The organism is Acinetobacter sp. YH12120, from assembly GCF_013418795.1.
Lineage (GTDB): Bacteria > Pseudomonadota > Gammaproteobacteria > Pseudomonadales > Moraxellaceae > Acinetobacter > Acinetobacter towneri.
Genome location: NZ_VPBI01000004.1, coordinates 149,076 through 174,106 on the forward strand (window position 1 = coordinate 149,076; position 25,031 = coordinate 174,106).

The 25,031-nt window shown below is 42.1% G+C and carries 12 protein-coding genes, 1 tRNA gene and 2 pseudogenes; 6 read left to right on the forward strand and 9 right to left on the reverse strand.

Annotation, left to right across the window (positions count from 1 at the left end; genetic code table 11):
- Positions 1-23 precede the first annotated feature (23 nt).
- From FTU58_RS04455 to FTU58_RS04465, 3 genes are all read left to right on the forward strand, one after another.
- Positions 24-2,900, forward strand: a complete 2,877-nt coding sequence (locus FTU58_RS04455; protein WP_180062130.1) for an EAL domain-containing protein — start codon at positions 24-26, stop codon at positions 2,898-2,900.
- 139 nt (positions 2,901-3,039) lie between these two features.
- Complete coding sequence (locus FTU58_RS04460) at positions 3,040-5,319, forward strand: NADP-dependent malic enzyme (RefSeq protein WP_179996087.1); 2,280 nt, start codon at positions 3,040-3,042, stop codon at positions 5,317-5,319.
- Between the two features lie 90 nt (positions 5,320-5,409).
- Complete coding sequence (locus FTU58_RS04465; RefSeq protein WP_004972751.1) at positions 5,410-6,645, forward strand: multifunctional CCA addition/repair protein; 1,236 nt, start codon at positions 5,410-5,412, stop codon at positions 6,643-6,645.
- 170 nt (positions 6,646-6,815) lie between these two features.
- Here FTU58_RS04465 and epmA read toward each other — a convergent pair whose 3' ends face one another.
- Both epmA and FTU58_RS04475 read right to left on the reverse strand, forming a co-directional pair.
- Positions 6,816-7,796: an EF-P lysine aminoacylase EpmA gene (gene epmA / locus FTU58_RS04470; RefSeq protein ID WP_096902381.1), complete on the reverse strand. Its 981-nt coding sequence runs from the start codon at positions 7,794-7,796 to the stop codon at positions 6,816-6,818.
- Positions 7,793-8,860, reverse strand: a complete 1,068-nt coding sequence (locus tag FTU58_RS04475; RefSeq protein ID WP_004972744.1) for a 4-phosphoerythronate dehydrogenase — start codon at positions 8,858-8,860, stop codon at positions 7,793-7,795. The genes epmA and FTU58_RS04475 overlap by 4 nt, the downstream gene beginning before the upstream one ends.
- 51 nt (positions 8,861-8,911) lie before the next feature.
- On the opposite strand from FTU58_RS04475, the gene FTU58_RS14040 reads away from it, so the two are divergent.
- Complete coding sequence (locus FTU58_RS14040) at positions 8,912-9,043, forward strand: hypothetical protein (RefSeq protein WP_256732322.1); 132 nt, start codon at positions 8,912-8,914, stop codon at positions 9,041-9,043.
- A gap of 26 nt (positions 9,044-9,069) precedes the next feature.
- Here the strand turns inward: FTU58_RS14040 and purL are convergent, their stop codons facing one another.
- From purL to FTU58_RS04495, 4 genes and pseudogenes are all read right to left on the reverse strand, one after another.
- Positions 9,070-12,906, reverse strand: a complete 3,837-nt coding sequence (purL, locus tag FTU58_RS04480; protein ID WP_180062131.1) for a phosphoribosylformylglycinamidine synthase — start codon at positions 12,904-12,906, stop codon at positions 9,070-9,072.
- Between the two features lie 331 nt (positions 12,907-13,237).
- Complete coding sequence (locus tag FTU58_RS04485) at positions 13,238-14,005, reverse strand: OmpA family protein (RefSeq protein ID WP_180008701.1); 768 nt, start codon at positions 14,003-14,005, stop codon at positions 13,238-13,240.
- Between the two features lie 2 nt (positions 14,006-14,007).
- Positions 14,008-14,967, reverse strand: coding sequence for a type VI secretion system-associated protein TagF (gene tagF / locus FTU58_RS04490; RefSeq protein ID WP_180062132.1), 960 nt, complete (start codon positions 14,965-14,967; stop codon positions 14,008-14,010).
- A 37-nt stretch (positions 14,968-15,004) separates the two neighbouring features.
- Positions 15,005-17,824: pseudogene (locus tag FTU58_RS04495) on the reverse strand (ImcF-related family protein); the annotation flags it as partial.
- Positions 17,825-17,925: 101 nt separating this feature from the next.
- Here FTU58_RS04495 and FTU58_RS04505 point away from each other — a divergent pair.
- Positions 17,926-18,579 (forward strand): annotated as a pseudogene (locus tag FTU58_RS04505) (IS66-like element ISAba25 family transposase); the annotation flags it as partial.
- Between the two features lie 727 nt (positions 18,580-19,306).
- Here the strand turns inward: FTU58_RS04505 and FTU58_RS04510 are convergent.
- Positions 19,307-19,396, reverse strand: a tRNA-Ser gene (locus FTU58_RS04510).
- Between the two features lie 129 nt (positions 19,397-19,525).
- The gene (locus tag FTU58_RS04515; protein ID WP_004972684.1) at positions 19,526-21,559 is read right to left on the reverse strand and encodes an NADPH-dependent 2,4-dienoyl-CoA reductase; all 2,034 of its coding nucleotides are present in this window, start codon (positions 21,557-21,559) and stop codon (positions 19,526-19,528) included.
- A gap of 611 nt (positions 21,560-22,170) precedes the next feature.
- Here FTU58_RS04515 and argG point away from each other — a divergent pair.
- The gene (argG, locus tag FTU58_RS04520; RefSeq protein ID WP_004972682.1) at positions 22,171-23,514 is read left to right on the forward strand and encodes an argininosuccinate synthase; all 1,344 of its coding nucleotides are present in this window, start codon (positions 22,171-22,173) and stop codon (positions 23,512-23,514) included.
- Positions 23,515-23,623: 109 nt separating this feature from the next.
- On the opposite strand, the gene FTU58_RS04525 is transcribed toward argG, so the two are convergent.
- Positions 23,624-24,883: a GGDEF domain-containing protein gene (locus FTU58_RS04525; protein ID WP_180062133.1), complete on the reverse strand. Its 1,260-nt coding sequence runs from the start codon at positions 24,881-24,883 to the stop codon at positions 23,624-23,626.
- Between the last annotated feature and the right edge of the window lie 148 nt (positions 24,884-25,031).

Genomic DNA, 25,031 nt, shown 5'->3' on the forward strand with positions numbered 1-25,031 from the left:
ATTTAACTAGATTTTGGGGAAGTATGTCAGACGCTCAAGATGAATTGTTGCAGCAATACTTAGATGCTGCGCAAATCACCAATACCATTCGGCTTATTCGATTCTTTTTGGTCAGCATCCTGATTGTTTGCCTGTATGTGTTTTTTATTTATCAAATTTCTTTCTCACATTCATCACCCTACCTCAATATCTGGTTTATTCTCACTGAACTGACCATTGGTTCGTGTTTACTGCTCACAGCAGTTCACTTTAAAGCGGGACAATATCAACTCCAACAAGCACATCGTTGGTTAAAATTGGTGTGTTTCTTGATCGGAACAGCAATCGCGGTTGGGGTAAGTTTACTGTATTACTTTTTACCTCAGCAAAACCCTGAACTGAGCAACTATGAAGCGATTATTTTAGCGACCTTATTAATTATTGTGAGTCAAACCTTTGCCCTCACCTTTTTAACGCAGCGCTTGAGTTATTTTTGCTGGGTATTCATTCCAGTGATTACACCCTATATTGCCGCACAGTTTTTAGTTCACTCCGAAACTTCCGCTTTCTTTTTTCTCGCGACAAATTTTGCCTTAATTACCTTACTGATTTGTGCCAATACTTCAATGCACATGCATCGTCGTTTATCGAGCGTCTATTTTAAGAACGACCAATTCAAAAAAGCCGCAGAGCAACAAGTCGGCTGGACAGATCAACTCTGCCAACAATTACAAGTTGAAATGAACAAGTCCAAAGATATTGAACTTCAACTGCAATTTAACAATCAAATGCTAGAACAAAAAGTAAGAGAACGTACCTTTGACTTAGAACAAACGCACCAAGATTTAATCAATCAACAACATAGTTTAATTTTAGCGCATGAAGCCGCAGGTCTAAAAGCATGGGACTGGAATATACGGCAACGCAGTATTGTCTTTGGTGGTGGCGCACAGCAAACTCGTTTAGAGAATACCAAACAGCATCGGAATAAATTACAGCAACTGATTCACCCTGATGATATTCCGCACTTTCACCAAACCATGAAACAACATTTACGGGGTCTAACTGAACGCTATCAAGCCACATATCGCGTACAACATAGTTCAGGTCAATGGTATTGGGTGCATGATATTGGTCGGGTGATTGAGCGTGATCCTGTCACCAATAAACCTTTGCGCATGGTGGGGATTCGCCGTGACATTCACCAAGAACGGATTGGGCAAGAACGCTTAAAACTCACTGCCAGCGTACTTGAACAGGCAGCCGAAGGTATTTTTATTTTAGATGAAAACTTACGTTATATTGAAGCCAACCCATTCTATGCTCAAATGAGCGGATTTAAACGCGACCATATTTTAGGCAAATATCTGTTTGATTTGGTCGAGTCCCACAAAGCACATCAACGCATTACGCAAGAAGAAATTCTTCAACAATTGCTCAGCACAGGTAAATATGATGCTGAAATGAATACAAGATTCCGCTCTGGTAAAGAACTCGCAGTTCGTGTGCATATCAATGCCGTCACCGATGAGCAAAACCGCATTATTAATTATATTGGGATTGTGTCTGATTTAACCGAACATAAACTACAAGAACAGCGTCTATCCTATTTAGAAAATTACGACCCACTGACCGACTTGCCTAATCGCTTTTACTATAATTATCAACTACATCAATATCTTATTTCGCAGCAAGATTCATTGCAGCAATTGGCGGTCATTCGACTCAATATTGACCGTTTCAGACCTTTAAATGAATATTTAAGCAATAATGGTGGCGATGAATTACTCCGTCAAGTGGCGCAGCGTTTACGCATCACCAATGCCGAAGCGCTGTTTGTCGCGCACTTAAATGGCGATGATTTTGCAATTGTGTATGAAATTTCTCATATTCGCCCTTCTATACAGCAGCACTGTGAACGCATCGCCAAAGCCTTTAATTTGCCGTTTAATGTGCAGGGACAAGAACATATTATTACCCTGTCGATGGGGGTTTCCCTCTATCCTGAACATGGACGCCAGCTGGATTATCTGAATAATTGTGCAGAACAAGCCTTGTCTGAAGCCAAGCGTTTGGGTGGTAATACCGTTAAATATTACGCTTTAGACAACACCAAACTGCTAGAACAAGATGTGCATTTAGAGCGTGACTTACGCCAAGCCATTAAAAATGATGAGTTAATTGTATATTATCAACCTAAAATTGATTTCCATAATTATCAGGTAGTTGGGTTTGAAGCATTGGTGCGCTGGAAACATCCAACCAAAGGCATTATTCCACCGAACCTATTTATTCCTATTGCGGAACAAACCAGTTTAATTTCCGATATTGGTCGGGTTGTAATTCAACAAACTGCCAAGCAAATTCGTGAATGGAATCTGTTAGGTTTTGATCATATCCAAGTATCGGTTAATGTAGTTGCACAACAACTGCAACGTGGTCAATTGCTGCAAGATTTAGATGATGCGATTAATACCTATCAAATTTCAGGTGCAAGCTTAGAATTAGAAATTACCGAATCCTCTTTAGTGGAAAACTCCACAACCGTGAAGTCTTTATTAGATGAAATTAAACAACGTGATATTCATATCGCCTTAGATGATTTTGGTACAGGCTATTCTTCACTTTCTTACTTAACAGACTTCCCAATTGACAGTTTAAAAATAGACCGTAGCTTTGTTTCTAAAATTGGAAATACCAAACAAGAAGCCATTGTTAGTGCCATGATTGCTATGGGCAAAGCCATGGGCATGAGTGTGGTGGCTGAAGGGATTGAAACTGAGCAACAACTGCAATATTTGCAGAATTTAAATTGTGATATTGCGCAGGGGTATTTATTCTCTAGGCCTTTGCCTGAAAGTGAAGCGACCCAATTTCTAAAAGCCAATTTAGTATCGCGCGCTTATCGCTCCTTAATCTGAAACTAGACCCAAAAGCTCTAAGTTTGTTCTAAAAATAAACAGTGACGTCTGTGCTAAGGGGGCAAGTAATGGTATATTCGATAAGATTCATAAAAAAACCACCAGCATCGCTGGCCAACTTGTCACACACGAGATTCAGATGGACGATCAATCATTAAAACAGCAGGCACTTTACTATCACGAATTTCCAACACCAGGAAAAATCAGCGTTACTCCAAGTAAGCAGCTGGTCAACCAACGTGACTTAGCGCTCGCTTACTCACCAGGTGTCGCAGCACCATGTTTAGAGATTGAACGTGATCCTTCAACAGCTGCACTTTATACCGCTCGCGGTAACTTGGTTGCTGTCGTTAGTAACGGTACAGCAGTATTAGGTTTAGGTAATATCGGTCCTTTGGCGTCTAAACCTGTGATGGAAGGTAAAGGCGTACTCTTTAAAAAGTTTGCTGGTGTCGATGTATTTGACATCGAAATTGCTGAAAATGATCCAGACAAAATTGTAGATATTGTTGCAGCACTAGAACCAACTTTTGGTGGTATTAACCTTGAAGACATCAAGGCACCAGAATGTTTCTACATTGAGCAAAAACTTCGTGAACGCATGAATATTCCTGTGTTCCACGATGACCAACACGGTACGTCAATCATTGTAGGTTCTGCCCTACTCAATGCCTTGTTACTTAACGGCAAGAAGATTGAAGAAATCAAAATCGTTGCTTCAGGTGCAGGTGCAGCCGCACTGTCTTGTTTAGACCTGTTGTGTGCATTGGGCGCGAAAAAAGAAAATATCATTGTTGCAGATTCGCGCGGTCTAATCACCACCAAACGTGAAGGTTTGGATGACTCGAAAAAACGCTATATGCAAGACATTGAAGGAACGCAACTTGCTGATGTAATTAGCGGTGCGGATATGTTCCTTGGTCTTTCTGCAGCGGGTATCTTGACCAAAGCTATGGTCAAAGAAATGGCTGAAAATCCAATTATCTTTGCTTTGGCTAACCCAGATCCAGAAATCTTACCTGAACATGCGCATGAAGTACGTCCAGATGTGATTATGGCGACTGGTCGTTCGGACTACCCGAACCAAGTTAACAACGCACTTTGCTTCCCGTATATTTTCCGTGGTGCATTAGACGTTGGCGCAACTACCATCAACGAAGAAATGAAAATTGCTTGTGTACACGCAATTGCACGCATGGCACACATTGAAGCAGATGCTGCGACTTATGGTGAAAAATCTGCATCATTCGGTCGTGACTATTTAATTCCACGTCCACTTGATCAGCGTTTAATTCTTGAAATTGCACCTGCAGTTGCTCAAGCGGCAATGGATTCAGGTGTAGCAAGTCGTCCAATTCAAGACTTCTCTGCATACCGTCAGCGTTTGTCTGAGTTTGTATATAACTCGGCATTTATGATGAAGCCTATTTTTGCTCAAGCAAAAACTGACCCTAAGCGTATTGCTTATGCAGAAGGTGAAGACTTACGCGTACTTCGTGCAGTACAAATTGCAGTGGATGAAGGCTTGGCTAAACCAATCCTTGTAGGTCGTACCTCAGTGATTGAAGCGAACATCAAAAAGTTAGGTTTACGTCTTGAACATGGCGTGAATATGGAAATAGTAGACCAGGAAAGCAACCCTAACTACGAAAAATTTGCAGATGATTACTACACCATCATGCAGCGTAAAGGCGTTACACCTGAATACGCGCAGCGTGAAGCACGTCGTCGCTCTACCCTCATTGCAGCAATGTTAGTGAAACATGGTTTAGCCGATGGTATGTTATGTGGTACTTATTCTAGCTACGATATTCACCTTGATTTCGTGAAAAATGTGATTGGTCTAAAAGAAGGTCGCACTAACTTCTTTACCCTTAACGCATTGATGCTTGAAGATCGCAACTTGTTCATTGCCGACACTTATGTCAACACTAACCCAACTGCTGAACAGTTGGCTGAAATGACACTTTTAGCGGCTGAAGAAGTACGCCGTTTTGGTATGACACCACGCGTTGCTCTACTTTCTCACTCAAGTTTTGGTTCTGACCAACAAGACTCTAGCGCACAAAAAATGCGTAAAGTCTTTGAAATCTTGAGTGAGATTGCACCTGAGCTTGAAGTTGAAGGTGAAATGCACGGTGATGCAGCATTAGACGAAAATATTCGTCAATTTGCTTTCCCGAACTCACGCTTCAAAGGTTCTGCAAACTTGTTGATTATGCCGAACTTAGATGCTGCCAATATTTCATTTAACTTGTTGAAATCGACTTCAGGTAACAATGTTACGATTGGCCCTATCTTGTTAGGTGCAGCAAAACCTGTACATATTTTGACTCCGACTGCAACGACACGTCGTGTTGTGAATATGACTGCACTCACTGTTGCTGAAATTCAACAAACAGCACAAGTTAAAGCATAAACCTATATTTCTGAGTGACTGACTCAGAATTATAGACTTGAGAAAACCTCTATTCTGTAGCATGATTGCTTGAAGAATAGAGGTTTTTTCATGCAAGTTTATTTAGTAGGCGGTGCAGTTCGAGATCACTTACTCGGGCATCCATATCACGAAAAAGATTATGTTGTGGTTGGCGCAACGCCCGAACAACTTTTGGCTCAAGGTTTTCAACCTGTGGGCAAAGATTTCCCTGTTTTTCTTCATCCTGAAACCAAAGATGAATATGCACTTGCTCGTACAGAGCGCAAATCTGGACATGGTTATCACGGTTTTGAATTTCATACCGACCCAAGCGTGACTCTAGAAGAAGATTTAATCCGCCGTGACTTAACCATTAACGCCATGGCAATGGATAGCGATGGCAATGTTTATGACCCTTACGGTGGACAGCAAGATTTGTGCAATAAAGTGCTGCGCCATGTATCCAATGCATTTGTAGAAGACCCGTTACGAGTACTGCGCATTGCCCGTTTTGCGGCACGTTATCATGCTTTAGGCTTTGTGGTTGCCCCTGAAACCTTGTTATTAATGCAAGAATTGGCAGAATCTGGTGAGTTACACGCGCTGACACCTGAACGCGTGTGGAAAGAAACTTCACGCGCCTTAATGGAAGCACGTGCCGATGTTTATTTTGAAACGTTGCGTGCCTGTGGTGCTTTAAAAGTTTTATTTCCTGAATTAGATGCTTTATTCGGTATTCCACAGCGTCCTGAATATCACCCTGAAATTGACAGTGGTGTGCACACCATGATGTCACTACAACAAGCCTGTCGTGCCAATTACTCACTCGATGTACGCTTTGCAGTGTTATTGCATGATTTAGGCAAGGCCTTGACCCCTGCCGATGAATTACCACGGCACATTATGCATGAAGAACGTGGGATTCGACCTGTAACGGAAGTGTGTGAACGCCTGCGCGTACCGACCAATACCAAACAACTTGCACTTGCTGTATGTAAAGAGCATTTAAAATGCCACCAAGCATTGAGCTTAAAGCCTGGCACGTTATGGCGCTTATTACAGCGTTTGGATGTCTTGCGTCGTCCTGAGCGTGTAGAAGCCTTTGTACAAGCCTGTGAATGTGACTCTCGTGGGCGTTTAGGTTTGGAAGATCGTGACTATCCGCAAGCGAGCTATATTTTGGAAGCGATTCAAGTGGTACGCAGCATTAAGGCGCAAGACTTACCTGCCGATGTCCAAGGCCCCGATATTGGTGAAATGCTGATTGAACGACGCATTAAAGCGATTGAGCAATTAAAGGCACGTCACTTGGCTGCTACTGCTTAGGCTATTTAAGTCTATAGAACGTCATTACATGCGTTCTTTGATCTATCATTCTTAACCTATTTAAGTCAGCCTAAATTTCTGATCGAAAAGCCGTAATCTTCTAAAATATAGAAGCTACGGCTTTTTAGCTCAAATAAATCCTTCTTGAAATAAGAAACTGTCTTTTGCTTTTAGGCAAGCTGCGCAGGAAAGCTAATCACTTGCTCTAAACGCATCTGCTCAGTTGCAATCATCAATAAGCGATCTATGCCCAAGGCGATACCTGAACATTCAGGCATGTTCGGCAACGCAGCCAATAAATATTCATCAATTGGCATCACATGTAAACCAAGTTGTGCGCGTTCTGCATTATCGGCTTCAAAACGAGAACGCAGCACAGTAGCATCAATCAATTCATCATAGGCATTGGCAAGCTCTAAACCTTCGATATATAGCTCAAAACGGGCTGCGACCAATTCCCCATCATCATCTGTTCTGGTTTTAGCCAAAGATGCTAATTCAGGTGGAAAATCGGTTAAAAATACAGGAGCATCAAAGCCCAAACTTGGTTCTACAAAATGTGAAAACAATAGGTCGATGTAGCCTAGACGGTCATCACCCAAATCCAGATGCAAACCCACACGATGACAGCAGTCTTTCAATTGTTGCAGACTTGCCTGTAAAGGATTTAAATCCAAACGATCCATAAATGCGTGTTTATAACTCAACACTGTTGGACGTACTTCGCCAAAGCGTTGTTTTAACGTCAGATTAAGTAAATCTGTCACCTCAAACATAAGCTCTTTCAGGCTAAATTCGGGACGATACCATTCCAACATGGTAAATTCGCTGTTGTGTTTACGTCCATGCTCATCATCACGAAAGACTTTGCAAATTTGATAAATAGCACCACTACCACTGGCCAATAAACGCTTCATGGCAAATTCAGGTGAGGTCTGTAAATAGTGCGTATGCAATTTGCCCTGCACATGGCGCTGTGCTTGTACTGAAGCCAAATGCACATCTGTCACTCCTGCCTGTGACAAAATTGGCGTTTCAACTTCAAGTACTTCACGTTCCGCAAAAAACTGGCGTATTTGTGCATACAATTGTGCACGTGCGCGCATGCTGTTTAAGTCGCAAGTTGGTTGATATTGGAGATTTGAACTCATGCTTGCGGGCCTCCGTGTGCTGCCCATTCACGACGCAGAGGATAGGTTTTTCTTAAATGATCAAAAGCCTGCTGCTCAACTTTGCCCGCTTTGACACAGGCACGTAAATTGGCATCATCCTGTGCAATATCATAAATTTGACTTAAATGTGCATGCAGACTATTTTTCAAATCTTGGGTTTTGAAATATTGCGCGCAGCTTGGCAATTGAGTTTCAAATTGTTTTGTGGCATCTAAACCAAAATTTTCACAAAAAGCCTGATAAATCATTTGTGTGCCGCGTGCCTTGCCTTCTAGGCTATACCCTGCAATATGCGGGGTTGCCAAAGCAAGCAAATCTAATAATTCTGCAGAGATTTCAGGTTCATATTCAAAAACATCTAATACCACTAAACGCTGAGTATGTTGAATATCCTGCATTAAAGCCGCTTCTTCTACCACTGGCCCACGCGCTGAATTAATCAGAATGGCTTGAGGCTTCATACATGCCAAACGCGCTGCATTAATTAAATGATGAGTAGGATGTTCACCAGTTTCTGTTAATGGCACATGAATGGAAATTGCATCTGCCTGTTGTAATAGTGCATCTAAGTCACATTGCTGCACATTGGGCAACTGCACAAATGGATCGTATGCGATGACATCCCAACCTAATAATTGTGCCATTTTGACCAAGCGCGAGCCGACATTGCCCAGTCCAATAATGCCAAGTTTAAAGTTTTGATTGGCATGTAGTAATTCAGGCTCGAGATGAAGCAATGCGGTAATCACATACTCACTCACCGCCTGCGCATTACAACCTGCCGCATTTGACCATGCAATGCCCTGCTGCTCGATGGCTGGGATATCAAGGTGGTCTGTGCCAATGGTCGCGCTGCCAATAAATTGAAGCGCGGTCTGTTGAATCAATGCTGCATTCACTTGGGTGACGGAACGAACTAGCAGCGCATCAGCATCTTGCACATCTTGATGCGTTAGACGGCGTCCAGCCTTGTGCTCTATTTCTGCCAAATCTGCAAAGAAATAATCGGTATATGCCAGATTTTCATCTGCAATGATTTTCATAACGCCATCCCATGTGTGTTTGCTTGTTTATGATAGCTTGAGTTGTCTAGGATGACTATGATTGTTGAGATTAATGCAGAATTGTTGAACAGCAAGCCGACGATTCATTTAGGTGGAAACATGCACGTCTATATAAAAGTTGCATATTCACAGCAAAAAAATCAGCCACCCGAAGGTGGCTGACTGCTATAGATTAAGCGAGTGAAATCTTAACCAATAAATTTACGCGCATTGCGGAACATACGTAACCATGCACCATCTTCAGTCCATTCTTCAGGTTTCCAAGAATGTTGAAGCGCACGGAAATTACGTTCAGGGTGCGGCATCATAATTGTTGCACGACCATCTTTTGAAGTTACGCCTGAAATACCTTCTGGCGAACCATTCGGGTTCATTGGATAATGTTGAGTCGCATTTCCGTGGCTATCGACATAACGTAAAATCACTTGGTTACCTGCATTTAAGGCTGCCAAATTAGCTTCAGGTGCAACGACACGACCTTCGCCATGCGCCACCGCGATTGGTAAAATCGAGCCTTCCATATCTTGCAATAATACAGAATTCGATTTTTCCACGCGTACATTAACGCTACGCGCTTCAAACACTTCTGAGGTATTACGATGGAAACGTGGCCACGCTTCTGCACCTGGAATGAGTGGTGCTAATTGTGACAACATTTGACAACCGTTACAGATACCCAGTGAGAATGTTTCTTGACGGTTAAAGAATTTCTCAAACTGGTCACGTAATTTCGGGTTAAACAAGACTGACTTTGCCCAGCCACCGCCCGCACCTAAGACGTCACCGTAAGAGAAACCACCACACGCAACCAAGCCTTCAAAGTCGTCTAAATCGACACGCCCTGCAAGCAAGTCACTCATGTGTACGTCAACGGTGTTAAAGCCGACTTTGTCAAATGCTGCCGCCATTTCTACATGACCGTTTACGCCTTGTTCACGTAAAATCACCATGTTAGGACGACGTGTGTTGATGTATGGCGCTTCAACTGGCTCATTTAAGTCAAATGTCGGTTGAGCAATTAAGCCTTTGTGGTTCTTATCTGTAATCAAGGCAAATTCTTGATCAGCAGTTTCTGAGTTGTCACGTAAACGCTGGATTTGGTGTGATACTTCACTCCAAGCCGTTTGCAAATCAGCACGCTCAAGCACTAAGCCATTTACAGCAAGTTGGTCGGTGTTATTAACTGTACCGACTACCGAAATTGCATCTTTCAGAGTAGATGCAGCAACTTCAGTAACTAAGTCAGCCCAATCCGCTTTAGAAATTTGTAGTACTGCACCAATTTCTTCAGCAAACAATGCCGCAACAGATTGATCTTCAAGCGCTACGCCTAAACGCGAAGCGAACATCATTTCTGTCACAGTTGCCAATAAACCACCATCACCGATGTCATGGTAAGCTTGAATCAAGCCGCGGTTATTCCAGTCTTGTACCAAAGCAAAGAATGCTTTGAATTCGTCAAAGTTATCGACATCTGGTGTTACTGAACCAATAGCTTTATAAACTTGCGCTAAAATTGAACCGCCTAAACGGAACTGACCTTTAGACAAGTCAATACGTACCAATACTGAATCGGTATTTTTCAATTCAGGGGTTAGTGTTTTACGTACATCGGTCACTGGTGCAAATGCAGTAATTACACCTGACATTGGTGAAGTTACAGATTTATCAACACCTTCGTCATTCCAAGTGGTACGCATAGACAATGAGTCTTTACCTACTGGAATTGCAATTCCTAGCGCAGGACACATTTCCATACCAATGGCTTTTACACCTTCAAACAAAGCTTGGTCTTCGACTTTTTGACCTGCTGCTGCCATCCAGTTTGCAGATAATTTAATGTCGCTGATCTGGTCAATTTTGGCTGACATGATATTGGAAATAGATTCTGCCACTGCCAAACGCGCAGATGCTGCAGGGTTTAATAAAGCTACAGGTGGACGTTCACCCATCGCCATTGCTTCACCTGTAAAGCCTTGCAAGCTGGTAGTGGTTACTGCTGCATCTGCAACAGGCACCTGCCATGGGCCAACCAACTGATCACGTGCAACCATACCTGTAATTGAACGGTCACCAATCGTGATTAGGAATGATTTAGAAGCAACAGTTGGATTCTTGATGACACGGTAAATCGCATCTTTCAGATCAGTAACTTGAGCTGCATCAAAATCATCACCTTGACGCTCAATGCTTTCATAAGAACGGCTCATGCGTGGCGTACCACCTAACAAGACCTGCATTGGCATATCTACAGCTTTGTTATTGAACAGTGGATCTTCAACCGTTAAATGACGCGCTTCTGTCGCTTCACCCAATACTGCAAACGGACAACGCTCACGCGCACAGATTGATTCAAATAATTCTAAAGAACTTGGACGGATGGCCAATACATAACGCTCTTGCGCTTCGTTTGACCAAATTTCCATTGGTGACATGCCTGGTTCTAAAGATGGAATCTTACGCAAATCAAGTACAGCACCTAGTTCGTGATCATTCACCAACTCAGGCATTGCGTTTGAAATACCACCTGCACCCACGTCATGCACTGATACGATTGGGTTAGCATCTTCCAAACGCCAGCACGTATCAATTACTTCTTGGCAACGACGTTCCATTTCTGGGTTTTCACGTTGTACTGAAGCAAAGTCAAGGTTTTCACCCATGGTTCCGCTATCTACAGAAGATGCAGCGCCACCGCCTAAACCGATCAACATCGCAGGGCCGCCTAAAACGATTAATAAATCGCCTGGCTGAATTGGGTCTTTTTCGACATGGTCTGGACGAATGTTGCCGTAACCACCTGCAATCATGATTGGTTTATGGAAGCCTTTTACTTCACCATTCACGTTTTGCTCGAAAGTACGGAAGTAACCATTTAACGCAGGACGACCAAATTCGTTGTTAAACGCTGCACCGCCCAATGGGCCTTCAATCATAATTTGTAATGGCGATGCCATACGTGAAGGCTTGCCATAGTTTTCTTCCCAAGGCTGTTCAAAACCAGGAATATTTAAATTCGATACTGTAAAGCCTGTTAAACCTGCTTTTGGTTTACCACCACGACCTGTCGCGCCTTCATCACGGATTTCACCACCCGAACCTGTCGCAGCACCTGCAAATGGTGCAATTGCAGTTGGGTGGTTGTGTGTTTCCACTTTCATAAGAATGTGGGCAGCTTGGCTCTTATATTTATAAACGTAGTGACCTGTTGCAGCATCTTTTTTCGGATAGAAACGCTGCGTATCAAAACCAACAATCACCGAAGCGTTGTCTTTGTAAGCCGACAATACGTCTGTTGGTGATTCTTTATAAGTATTTTTGATCATTTGGAACAATGACAATGGCTGTACTTCGCCATCAATTGTCCATTCAGAACCAAAGATTTTGTGACGGCAGTGCTCAGAGTTGGCTTGTGCAAACATCATCAATTCAATGTCATGCGGATTACGGCCTAACTTGATAAATGCTTCGGTTAAATAATCAATTTCTTCATCAGACAAGGCAAAACCAAACTCACTGTTGGCTTTTACCAATGCCGCTTTGCCTTCACCCAAAATATCAATGCTATTTAAAGGTTTTGGTTCAGTTTCAACAAATAACGCTGCAGCATCGTTAATGTGGTTAAACACACTTTCGGTCATGCGGTCATGCAATACTTGTTTTACTTCGTTTGAAACGTCTGCAATACCTTTTAAGGTAAACAAAACACCGCGTTCTAGGCGGTGTACAGGCGTATTACAGTTGGCAAAAATATCGGTTGCTTTTGATGACCAAGGAGAAATTGTGCCCACACGTGGTGTCACTAAAATTTGAACTTCATCACTTGCAGCTTGGCGTAATTCAAAAGATGCACCATCGTTTAAAAGCTGTAAAGCAGATTGCTGTTGTTGCTCGTCGAGCGCTTGGTCAAATAAATAAACCCATTGGCTATCGAAAGATTGAACAGAACTCATTGACGCTAAACGGTTTAAGAGTTGAGTTTTCTTAAAAGATGAATGTGCAGGTGCACCGGCAACGATAAACATGCTGATTTTGGCTCCACGGGCTGATCTTTTGGACCATGCCACAATGTGACTTGAAGAGAGCGCATATTCTACTGTGAAATGCCATAATCAGCTAGATGGAAAATGGTTTTCTTGGCGCGTTTCGGCAGTAAAACTTCCGAATGTTGATTTAAAGCCTCTATTTCAGATCAATGTATTCAAGATTCGTGCTTTAAATTGCACAAAGCACTCTCACTGTGGAAATTACTGAATGATTGATGCTGTTTTTATTTTCTATGCCATCTGTTTACACACAGATGCTCTAAAGATCAGGACATGACGCTCAACTTCCGCCTTGCTCAATATCAACTAATCAAAGCACCTCAAATTCAATACGTCGATTTTTCTTACGTCCTTGTGGCGTTGTATTGTCTGCGACAGGCTGATTAGAACCTTGACCTTCGGTGCTTAAATGCGTTATCGCAATACCTTTATCGATCAAATAATTTTTTACCGCGCCTGCACGTGATTGGCTTAACACTATATTTTTATGCGCATCGCCCGAACTGTCTGTATGTCCAACAATTTTCACTTTTTGGGTGCCAACTTGCTTCAATGCCACAGCCATTTCATCCAGAATTTTTTGCCCTACGTCAGTCAAAATTGCACTGCCCGATTCAAACTCAACAATCCTGTTTTTGAGCGCAGCATCCAGCATTTTTTGTTCATACTGACTCCCCGAAAGCTGTGTGTTCAAACGATAAGGCTGCTGTACCAAAGCCTGAAAATTTGCTGTCGTGGCTTGAATTTGATGAGCAGCATTCACTTTTCCTTTCAAATCAACTTGAGTCCCTTTCACACGTAACTGCCCTTGAGAAATCTTTTTTAACTCTGCTGTAATCATACGAGTGACTGAATCATCCCAACCATTCGGTGCAGCAACTGCACGGACTTGAATTTTATCTAACACCTGCGATTCACCATACACAGCTTGCATTTTCGCCAAAATGGCTTGTTTACTTGCTTCGTTTGGCACCACACCTTCTATAACAATGGGCGCTGCATAGATCAAATGACTTTGGACTAAAAAACACAAGCCAATAAGTAGACTTACGCGAATACGTTTTTGATTATTTTTCATATTTATTCATCTAAAAAAATTTTTCTAAACAGCTTTAATGCTTGGTTAAGATTTAACTGCCGCTGACAAAGTAATTGTTCCAATGTTGCAAGACCTGCATTTTGTTCTAAATAAGCATCAATCCAAGTGGCTTGAATTAAAGAAACCCAATGTTCACCCTGCATATTTTGAATAAATAGATCGCGCAGCGTCATGACATCAGCCCCCTGAAAATCAATGATCAAAATGGGTGCCTCAAAATGTAGTATCCCCAGCAAAATTTCAGTATGATGCGCGCCTAAAAACCGCCCGATCATGCCCATCCAAAATGCTGCGATTTCAAAGCAATATCGCGGATGATTCAGCGGTAAAATCATCACTTTGTTTAAACGACGAGTGCCATTTTTGAGGACGGGTTGCAGTAAAAGTCCCAACCCAATCATACTCTGAGCCAAGTCATTGACACTGATTTTCATTAATTGTGCCAATGAATGCGTGCTGTGTTTTTCATAAAAGTCTTGGTATTCTTCTGCACTCAAAAGTTGAACCCTATTCGGCAATTGATTCAACAGTTCAAATGACATATTGGGATCACAGATATTGCTTAAGACCTGATTGCGTTGCAATAAATCAGTCCAAATAGCTTTGTAAAAAAACGGCACAAATAATAACTTTTGACTCGGCTGTTCGACCTCAAACAACTGCCCCAGTAGCATTGGAAATGCCCGCCCCGAGCTATCTTGGCTCGCCTTTAAATTAACAGCTAAAAACATTGGTTCTGCTGGATGGGCAATCAAAAAATCTAAAGCAGGCAAAGTTGCATAACGCTGTTTAAAATCTGCGCTCTGCATGGCATGTTCCAGTGCATTACTAATCCACTGATCGAGCTGCTGAATGAGTTCCGATTGCCCTTTAGACTTTATAAAATCACCACGGGCAGGTATTTTTCCATAATATAAAGGTACGGTTTTTACTGCTTGCATACCCACCACGCCTTTTGCCAAGTGTTATTTCTCTTGATCATTGCGGAACGCCTCCCACTTGTGCAGACATTGTAGTTTTAGACTGCGTAGCCGCTGTTTGTGCGGGACTCATTGCTGTCGTTTGTGCAGCAACCACAAGAAGTGCTTTGGTCGTGGTGACTTGATCGACCAACTGCAACCCCACATAACCACGACTTGAACCAATATTGCCCGAGCTATGTCCGCTAATGAGTCGGAAATTCACTTTTAAAGATAAAGATGGTTCCGTTTTACTGACCCAAGTCATTTCAAAGTGACCGTTTTGCTCTTTGCGCTGTGCAGCATCAATTAAACGGTTAATGCCATATTCGCCCGGTGCTTCAAAAATAGTATGCGACTGACCGTTTAAATCGACTGCACTAATACGCACGCCGGGAATTGCGCCTGGATTGGGCCACACAAAGTTGACCCATTGTTGAATTCCATTTTCAAACTGCATTCGCTGACCATCAATATCGATGCTATACGATAAAAATTGTGGGTGTTGTAATGGATAAAATTGGAAATTGGATTGATTTGAAACAGCAGATGTTGCAGGCTGATCTAAACGTCCTGTTGCCATACCATGAATTGGCGCAACATATTGCGGAAATGCCATCACAAACTGAGGATTTAAATTTAAGCCTAAATCTTTCCATGTTTTTGAAGTTAAGACATAACCACGACGAATCAACAACGGATCTAAAGTGTCTTTGACAAAGCCAGCAATACTTCCTGTTTCACCAAAAATTTGTCCCATTTCCTGACTGGTTGCCTGTAAAGTCCCCCCTGAATGAAATGGATATTTCTGACCTAAATGTGTTGCAAACGGTTGATAGGCTTGAATACGCCATAATTTATTAATTTCATCTTGTGTCGGTACAATTAAACTTGCAAAAGATTGAGTTAGCGGTGTCATCAACAGTTTTTGTAATAATTGTTGGTCAGCCTCTTTTAAACCCACCATCATTTTTTCATCGACATATTTTTGCGTTGTATTAAAGACCGAGTTTTGATCATGGATGGTTTGTTTGAACAATGCCATTGCACTTGGTCCAATTTCCCCTGCCGTTTGAAGATCATTTAACTTGCTGCGCACCTGTGCAAGGTTGTTCATATACACATCAAACAGAGATTGATCCTGTAAATCGTCACGTTTACGCAGCAGTTGATAAAACATTTGGTATTCTTGAGAAATCGCACCTTGCGCTTTTAGAGCTGCCTGCGCTGCAGCTTTGTCATTAGATTGACGCAGCACTTTGTCTTTAAACCACGCCATAAATCCTTGTTCAGGCACAGCAAGTTCAGCTTGCACAATTGGATTATCCCAATTGGTTTCCACTGCAATACGTTGCAATAACTTGCGAATTGGCGAGTTTTGCGGCTCTCCCAACAAATCAAGCTGTTTCACTTGCTGGCTGAACTGATCTGTTTTGGCATAGTGAATACCATTTAGGAATTTCTTCCATTCACTTACATATTCTTGCTGATACAAGCTCAGCAATTGTTTACGGATTTGTTCAGGACTTCCTGAAAAAGTCAGATCATCTGACTGACGGCTATTGAGTACCCAATCTTTGCTGTCCGTTGGCTGATTGGCTGCCTGATCAATTGCTTGTTCGACATATTCACTCCACGCCTGCTGCGTAAAAATGCCAGGCAAAGCATGACTGCCTAAAACAATGCGACTGTGTTGCTCCCCCACAATTTGACTGACTGTTAGCGCAGGAAAACGTACTGCTGCACGCATTTTTATTTCGTTATATACCCGATCTCGTGCAGGCATTCCCTGAATGACCGACAACAGCACTTGACGAGTTTGATCGACCATTTGTGCATCACTTTCCAGTACAGGAAAATCGTCCTGATGAGCGAGTGTCATGGCATAAGACAGGATTTTTTCTGCCTGCTGAATCATGTCAGTACGTGGCATTTCCCCAAGATGAGCATCCAACCAAGTGCGCCAAAAACGTGAAATCTGATCACTTAAATGACTGTTCTCCCGATATTCAGGATTCGTCAGCATTAAATAAGCCTTTAACGCATTATAAGCATCTTGCGGATTTTGCACGGAAGGCTCTAAATATGGTTGAGTTTTCGCAACTTGCTGCGTTTTTGCATGTATATGATGCGCTTTGAGTGTTGCCGCATCTTGTTGGACACGCTGTAAGTATTGCGCGATATTTTGCTGGGTTGGCAACAATACAATCTGCTGAACGCCTTTTAGATATTCAACTTTGAGCTGTTCGCGTAACTTCTTGCCCTGATATAAGCCAAAACTGAACTTAAGTGGACGTTGTTCGAAAAACCCATCCAACTGTTGCAGACGTGCTTGTAAAATTAATAAGCTTTCGAGTTGTGTGGATAAAACCTGTCCAAAAGTTTTTTCCAGTCGTATAACTTGATCTAAGTCTGCCTGAACATCGGCAATGAGTTGTTGGTTATGACGATATGACCACACCCAAACACTGAGCAACAATCCAACACCAAGTAATGCAGCAGTAAACGCCATATATCGCTGACGTTTTTTCGCAGGATTAATATGTTGTTTCACCAAATGTTGATCACGCAAAATCACATTGGAAAACAAACCTTGTAAAAAATAACCATGATTTGGGGCAATCGAACTTTTTTCTTCGTCCTGAAAAGGGCTTGCAAGCTGCTGCAGTTGAAATTCTTGTGCAATACTTTCTGTCATCGGGCTTTCGATGCTGCATTCCTGTAAAGCACTGGTAAAATAAAAACCTCGAAAAACAGGTTGGAATTGATACGGATTATCTTCAAATAAAGTACCAATAAAACTTTTTAATGCTGGCTTTAAGGTTTTAAATTCCATCGGGTGAGAGTTATCGTTTGAAGGATAAAAAAAGAATAGGGATTCAGCCACAGGTTGAAACTTAATACGAGATCAAAGGGGTCAGTTTTAAATTGCCGTTGACAGAGTTCTTGAAAGGCTGGCAGGGCTATCTAGTCTGTGATGATTACAGTGGTTATAAAGCACGCTTCAAATCAGGCCAGGTCATTAAGGTGGGCTGCATGGCCCATGCACGTCGTAAATTCCATGAACTGCATGTGACCGGGAAAAGTCAGGTCGCTGAACAGGCATTAGTGCTGATTCAGAAACTGTATGCCATAGAAGCAGAACTCAGGAAAAAGACGGATGGTACAGCGGAAGACCGCCGCGAATACCGACAACAGCATAGCCAACCGGTGATGCAACAACTATATGAATGGCTCAACCAACATCATCTGACGGTGCCATCGAGTTCTCCCACCGCCAAGGCCATCAATTACACTCTGAAGCGTTGGCCAGCCTTAAGCCGCTATCTGGATGATGGCAATCTACCGATATGCAACAATTGGGTAGAGAATCAGATGCGTCCCTGGGCGTTGGGGCGCAAGAACTGGCTGTTTGCAGGTTCGCTGCGCAGTGGTCAGCGAGCGGCGAATATCATGACTTTAATCTAGTCAGCAAAGCTGAATGGCTTGGATCCGTATGCCTATTTAAGTGATGTGCTGAAAAGGCTGCCGACACATAAAGTGACCCAAATTGAAGAATTGCTGCCGCACCGCTGGAAACCTGAATCGAATTAAAAAAAGCTATGGGGTTCAGCGGATGCTTACTGTACTGAAAAGGCTGCCGACGCATAAAGCGACCCAAATAGAAGAATTACTGCCACATCGCTGGAAATCCAACTCAAATTAAAAAATAGGCATGGGGTTCAGCGGACGCTTACATTTAATTTTTCTAGCCCGTTGAAAAGCATTACAATTGATCGCCATTTGTTCAATATTTGAAGGAAGTACTTGTAATAACTGTTGAAAATGAATCATGATACGCCACGGTAGTTGTGTTTTGTGTTAGCGCATTAATAAATACAACCACCTTTTTTATTTTTCAAGCGATAATTATAATATATTTCAACAATTTAAGCCTTAAGTTGGCGCGTATGCTATCATGGGTCTTATGCACCTTGTTCTTCATATCATAAAATTTTTCATCGGTGCCATAGAGATCAATAGCTACATACTTCAAAAGCCCTTCCCAATTAAAAGAGTTATTTAAATATCGAAGACTTAGACCAGTACCCACAAATAAAACTGGGTGATTCTTGTAACTACTAACAAACTCAAAAATGTCCATAACTTAACTTCTAAATTGTTGTTCTGAAGATAAGCACATCTTATATATTAGAAACAATTCAAGCAATTTGATAATTAGTATTTCAAAATTAAATATTTTTTGCTTACTACAGGCTTACGTTGCATAACCCTAGAAACAACAAAGCCCTGAATATGTCAGGGCTAAGTCATTGATATTTGGCGGAAGCGGTGAGATTCGAACTCACGGAGGACTCGCGCCCTCGTCGGTTTTCAAGACCGGTGCATTAAACCGCTCTGCCACGCTTCCATGTGGGCCATGATACGAAGCTTTTGATTTGATGACAAGTAAAAAATACCACTCAAGCACTCAAGTGAATATTGTTTCACCAAATCAGCGCTAAAGTTCATCAAAACAACAGCATAGCCACCTCACTTTTTAAAGTTTAGCAGCCAATTCAGCCCCTTCACGTATCGCACGTTTTGCATCTAACTCTGCAGCAAGCTTTGCACCACCAATAATATGATAGTTAGCCAAAGTATTTTCATCTGCCGCAGGCATTAAATCTTTAACCGACTCCTGCCCTGCACAGACTACAATGCTATCTACACGTAACAATTGGTCTTGACCTGCCATTTCAATCCACAAGCCTTCATTGCTGATGGCTTTATATTGCACACCACGTAGCATACGCACCGCATGTTTTTTCAACTGTGCACGATGTACCCATCCTGAAGTTTTACCCAAACCTGCACCTAAAGCTGTCGTCTTACGTTGCAATAAATAAATTTCACGGACTGGGGGATGAACTTCTGGAGCAAGCATACCACCTTCAGTCACATAGTTAGGATTCGGATCGACTCCCCACTCACGCTGCCAATCTGCCAAAGGCTGCGGTTGTGGCTGATGTTCAGGTTTCAGTAAAAACTCCGACACATCAAAACCGATACCGCCTGCACCAATCACAGCGACTTTTTGTCCAACAGGTGCACCACGTAATACTTCTGCATAAGACAATACTTGCGGTGCATCGCTGCCTTCAATTTTTAAAGCACGTGGTACTACACCTGTTGCAATGACCACTTCATCAAAACCTTCACGTTCGAGTTGCTCGCGGTTGACTTTGGTATTTAAACGCAAATCGACCCCAGTTTTTTCAATTTGCACTTTAAAGTAGCGAATGGTTTCGTGAAATTCTTCTTTGCCCGGCACGACTTTTGCCAAGTTGAATTGACCGCCCACTTCGTTGCTGGCTTCAAATAAAGTCACATGGTGCCCACGACTAGCAGCAACTGTAGCAGCAGACATTCCCGCAACACCACCACCGACAACTGCAATACGCTTCGGTTGCTTGGTTTTTTCATAGACCAATTCAGTTTCATAGGCTGCACGCGGATTGACCAAACAAGTCGCACGCTGATTTTTAAAGGTATGATCTAAACACGCTTGGTTACAGGCAATACAGGTGTTAATTTCATTGACACGATTGGTCGCAGTTTTATTGACCCAAAACGCATCTGCCAACAATGGTCGTGCCATTTGAATCATATCAGCTTTACCCGCTGCCAATATTTCTTCTGCAGTATCAGGCATATTAATACGGTTGGATGCAATTACAGGAATCTCAACGTGTTTTTTCACTTCTGCGGTGTAATCAACAAAAGCTGCGCGTGGCACAGAAGTCACGATGGTTGGAATGCGCGCTTCATGCCAGCCAATCCCTGTATTGAGCAAGTTCACACCCGCATGCTCTAAGGCTTTGGCAACGGTAATCACTTCGTGCATGGTATTGCCATCGTGGACTAAATCCAGCATCGACAAGCGGAAGCAGATAATAAATTTTTCACCCACTTCGGCGCGAATGGCTTTGACTACTTCTAAAGCAAAACGCATACGGTTTTCAATCGTACCGCCCCATTGGTCTTCACGCTGATTCACATGACGGCTTAAAAACTGATTCAGTAAATAGCCTTCCGAACCCATAATTTCGACACCATCGTAGCCTGCCATTTTGGCTAAACTAGCTGTTTTCGCATAATCTTCAATGGTATTTAAAATTTGTCTTTCACTCATTTTACGTGGTTTAAATGGTGAAATTGGAGATTTAATCGGACTTGCAGACACCACAAATGGTTGATAACCATAGCGTCCTGAATGCAGAATTTGCATTAAAATTTTCGCACCATGCTTATGTACGGCATGTGTCACTAATCGATGTGGTGCAACATCGCCCAATGTATTCATAGTACCGCCCGCAGGCAATAACCAGCCTTGACGGTTAGGTGAAATACCACCTGTAATAATTAAACCCACGCCACCTTTGGCACGTTCGCCAAAATAAGCAGCCAGTTTTGGATAATTATAAAAACGATCTTCCAAACCCGTGTGCATTGAACCCATCACGACACGGTTTTTAATGGTGGTAAATCCTAAATGTAATGGTTTTAGAATATTTGCATAGCGAGTTGTCATGATGAGTCCTTATATAATGAGCTTTGCAACTTGTTGCATGAATACTTTAACCGATTTTTATAAACTGTTTATGACTCTAAAGTTCGACTGTGTGGCGCAAACGTCAATTTATAGGGTCTGTTGACACTTCTTCTATGTTTGCGACGTGAGAGATATATCTCGCAAGGTTTTTTAGCTGATATAAGGCATGAGGCAGGAAATTTAGTCATTCTAAATGACTGACTCATAACGCAATAGCAGCAAAAAATATGCTTGTCCCCTTGCGCAGCAAACAAAGCAGTGCTTTGTTCTTGCTCATGTGGCTAAAACTTTCTCAGATTGCGTTATGAAACTTGGCAATAGACCCTAACTATTCTTGATATAAACTTGATATAAAACCGCCCAAAAGTAAAAGTGATTTTATTCTGCACCATCCCAATTGCAGGTTTTGATCTTCAACATCTATACCAAGTTTGCCATTTCTAAATGAAAATTTAAGCCTGAACCTGATTTTTTTATCAAATGCGCTTTTTTAACGAAAACAAGCATTTTAAAGAGTGCTATAATTTGCAGTTTAGAATTCTCCTTGGCCACCAAATGTGGTGCCTATTTTAAAAAAGTTAGGACTAGCAATGACTGATAATGCAACTATCTTGCAGAATGTACCAGTAGGCAAAAAAGTCGGTATCGCCTTTTCTGGTGGTCTAGATACTTCAGCTGCTTTATTGTGGATGAAGCAAAAAGGCGCTGAACCATATGCGTATACCGCAAACTTGGGTCAGCCAGATGAAGATGACTATGATGCCATTCCAAAGAAAGCCGAAGAATACGGTGCGGTAAAAGCAGTCTTGGTTGACTGCCGTATGCAGTTGGCTTTGGAAGGTATTGCTGCCATCCAATGTGGTGCATTCCATATCAGCACAGGCGGTATACCTTACTTTAACACCACCCCGCTTGGTCGTGCAGTAACAGGTACAATGCTAGTGACTGCCATGAAAGAAGATGACGTAAACATCTGGGGTGATGGTTCAACCTATAAAGGTAACGATATTGAGCGTTTCTATCGTTATGGTTTATTGACTAATCCTGCGCTTAAAATTTATAAGCCGTGGTTAGACCAAACCTTTATTGATGAATTAGGCGGTCGTGCGGAAATGTCACAATTCCTTATCGACAATGGTTTTGACTATAAAATGTCAAAAGAAAAAGCTTATTCAACTGACTCAAACATGCTAGGTGCAACACACGAAGCGAAAGACCTTGAGTACCTAGATGCTGGCATCAAAATCGTTGATCCAATCATGGGCGTGGCGTTCTGGAAAGATGACGTTGAAGTTAAAGCCGAAGAAGTGTCGGTTACCTTTGAAGAAGGTATGCCAGTTGCATTAAACGGTCAGCGTTTTGAAAACCCTGTTGAGTTGATTCTTGAAGCGAACCGTATTGGTGGTCGTCATGGTTTGGGGATGTCTGACCAAATCGAAAACCGTATTATTGAAGCAAAATCTCGCGGTATTTATGAAGCACCAGGCATGGCGTTATTGCACATTGCTTATGAGCGTTTGGTTACGGGTATTCACAACGAAGATACTATTGAACAATACCGCATTAACGGTTTACGTTTAGGTCGTTTATTGTATCAAGGTCGTTGGTTCGATTCTCAAGCGTTAATGTTACGTGAAACTGCGCAGCGTTGGGTGGCTAAAGCAATTACTGGTACAGTGACTTTAGAATTACGTCGTGGTAATGACTATACCATTATGAACACTGAATCTCCGAACCTCACTTATGAAGCTGAGCGTTTAACTATGGAGAAAGGTGATTCAATGTTTACGCCAATGGATCGTATTGGTCAGTTAACTATGCGTAACCTAGACATTACCGATACACGCGCTAAATTGGGTCTTTATACCAATTCTGGCTTATTGTCGATTGGTTCAGGTTCTGCAGTGCCACAATTGAAAGACAAAAACAAATAATCACTTGGTGATGATTTTGTGAAATCGAAAGCCGCTCAAATTGAGCGGCTTTTTTATTTTTGAATCAGAAACTTACTACCTGTAAAATCTTTTTAAGTACAAACAGTTTTTAAAGCATCTCTTCCACTTGCAAAGTGTGATAATAAATTTGATTACGTCCCAACTGTTTCGCACGGTACAAGGCTTGGTCTGCACGTTGTAAGAAATCGCTTTTAAAAATGTCCGCCTCACCTTTATAGACGGTAAAGCCCAAACTGATGGTGACATTACTGTCAACCAAAGATTGACTATGTGGAATCGCTAAACGCTCAACCGCTTTAAAAATATTGGAAGCCACAGCATACGCACCATGCGCATCGGTTTCTGGCAATAACACCACAAATTCTTCACCACCATAACGCGCAACAAAATCCATGTGACGAATTGAGTCTTTAATGGATTTGGCAATCGCTGAAATGACTTCATCTCCCTTTTGATGCCCATAATGATCGTTATATTTTTTAAAAAAATCGACATCGATAAAGAGTAAAGACAATGGCACTTCATCATGCCGTGCCTGTTCGAAATAGCTGTCCAGCATTTCATCAAAAGTACGTCTGTTGGATACTTTAGTCAGCGCGTCATGCTGACTTAAATGCAACAATTCTTCAGCATGAATACGGTTAATTTTTTCACTAAGTCGGGCTTGGTGCATGACCAAAAAAATCATCCGCTCACGGGTACACAGCATTTTACTGATTAAAAAACCCACTACCGTACTGCCAACCAACACCCGCCCCATCACCATCACATCAATTGGAATATACAAGGTTAATAGTATAATCATGGCAACCACAGCCGCCATTAACCCAGTCAGCAGCATGTGAAACGGCTTCACCCCCGTCAGTACAAAACCCATAATATAAATCATGCTGATGATCATCATGGCTTGGTGTCTAAACACTTCGGTATGCACCGTCATGGTCAGCCAGGTCATCGACACAATGGCCCAAAAAATCATAGCCATGGCGGCATAGGCATAATACGGGCGCAAAATTTTATAATGGGCAAAAAAGAACAGGGTCAGTAAGCAAAACGCGCCATTGACCAAGCCTAGTAAAGAGTGGATAAAATCGTGTTTAAAAAAATTACGATCAATAATCCAATAATCCCCAGTAATCATCAGCACGGTGATAATAAAGTAGATGAGTACGCCCGACCAAAAATATTGGTTAATGTTGTGCCGAGCTTGTTCAAGATGCTGTTGCCAAAACTCAACTTCCAGTTGTTTCGGAAAAACCTGCCCCGCACGTTTACGTTGACGTTTAATCAACTCTTCATTTTTTTCTTTGTCGTACTGTAGCTTGGCTAACTTATATTTGTATTCCATGGATGCTTTAAATTCCATTTAATCACGATTGTTGCACAGCAAAACTGTAACAACCTGAATATAATTTTTTTAGTGGTTTAAAAATAACACAATGTCGAAACAATTAATTCAGGCATTTCTATTTTTTATGGCTTTCGACGTTACCATT

Bases quoted from the DNA above. Each gene is read 5' to 3' on its own strand.
- FTU58_RS04455 (WP_180062130.1), top strand. From the start codon at position 24: ATGTCAGACGCTCAAGATGAATTGTTGCAGCAATACTTAGATGCTGCG.
- FTU58_RS04460 (WP_179996087.1), top strand. From the start codon at position 3,040: ATGGACGATCAATCATTAAAACAGCAGGCACTTTACTATCACGAATTT.
- FTU58_RS04465 (WP_004972751.1), top strand. From the start codon at position 5,410: ATGCAAGTTTATTTAGTAGGCGGTGCAGTTCGAGATCACTTACTCGGG.
- epmA (WP_096902381.1), bottom strand. From the start codon at position 7,796: ATGAGTTCAAATCTCCAATATCAACCAACTTGCGACTTAAACAGCATG.
- FTU58_RS04475 (WP_004972744.1), bottom strand. From the start codon at position 8,860: ATGAAAATCATTGCAGATGAAAATCTGGCATATACCGATTATTTCTTT.
- FTU58_RS14040 (WP_256732322.1), top strand. From the start codon at position 8,912: ATGACTATGATTGTTGAGATTAATGCAGAATTGTTGAACAGCAAGCCG.
- purL (WP_180062131.1), bottom strand. From the start codon at position 12,906: ATGTTTATCGTTGCCGGTGCACCTGCACATTCATCTTTTAAGAAAACT.
- FTU58_RS04485 (WP_180008701.1), bottom strand. From the start codon at position 14,005: ATGAAAAATAATCAAAAACGTATTCGCGTAAGTCTACTTATTGGCTTG.
- tagF (WP_180062132.1), bottom strand. From the start codon at position 14,967: ATGCAAGCAGTAAAAACCGTACCTTTATATTATGGAAAAATACCTGCC.
- FTU58_RS04515 (WP_004972684.1), bottom strand. From the start codon at position 21,559: ATGACAACTCGCTATGCAAATATTCTAAAACCATTACATTTAGGATTT.
- argG (WP_004972682.1), top strand. From the start codon at position 22,171: ATGACTGATAATGCAACTATCTTGCAGAATGTACCAGTAGGCAAAAAA.
- FTU58_RS04525 (WP_180062133.1), bottom strand. From the start codon at position 24,883: ATGGAATACAAATATAAGTTAGCCAAGCTACAGTACGACAAAGAAAAA.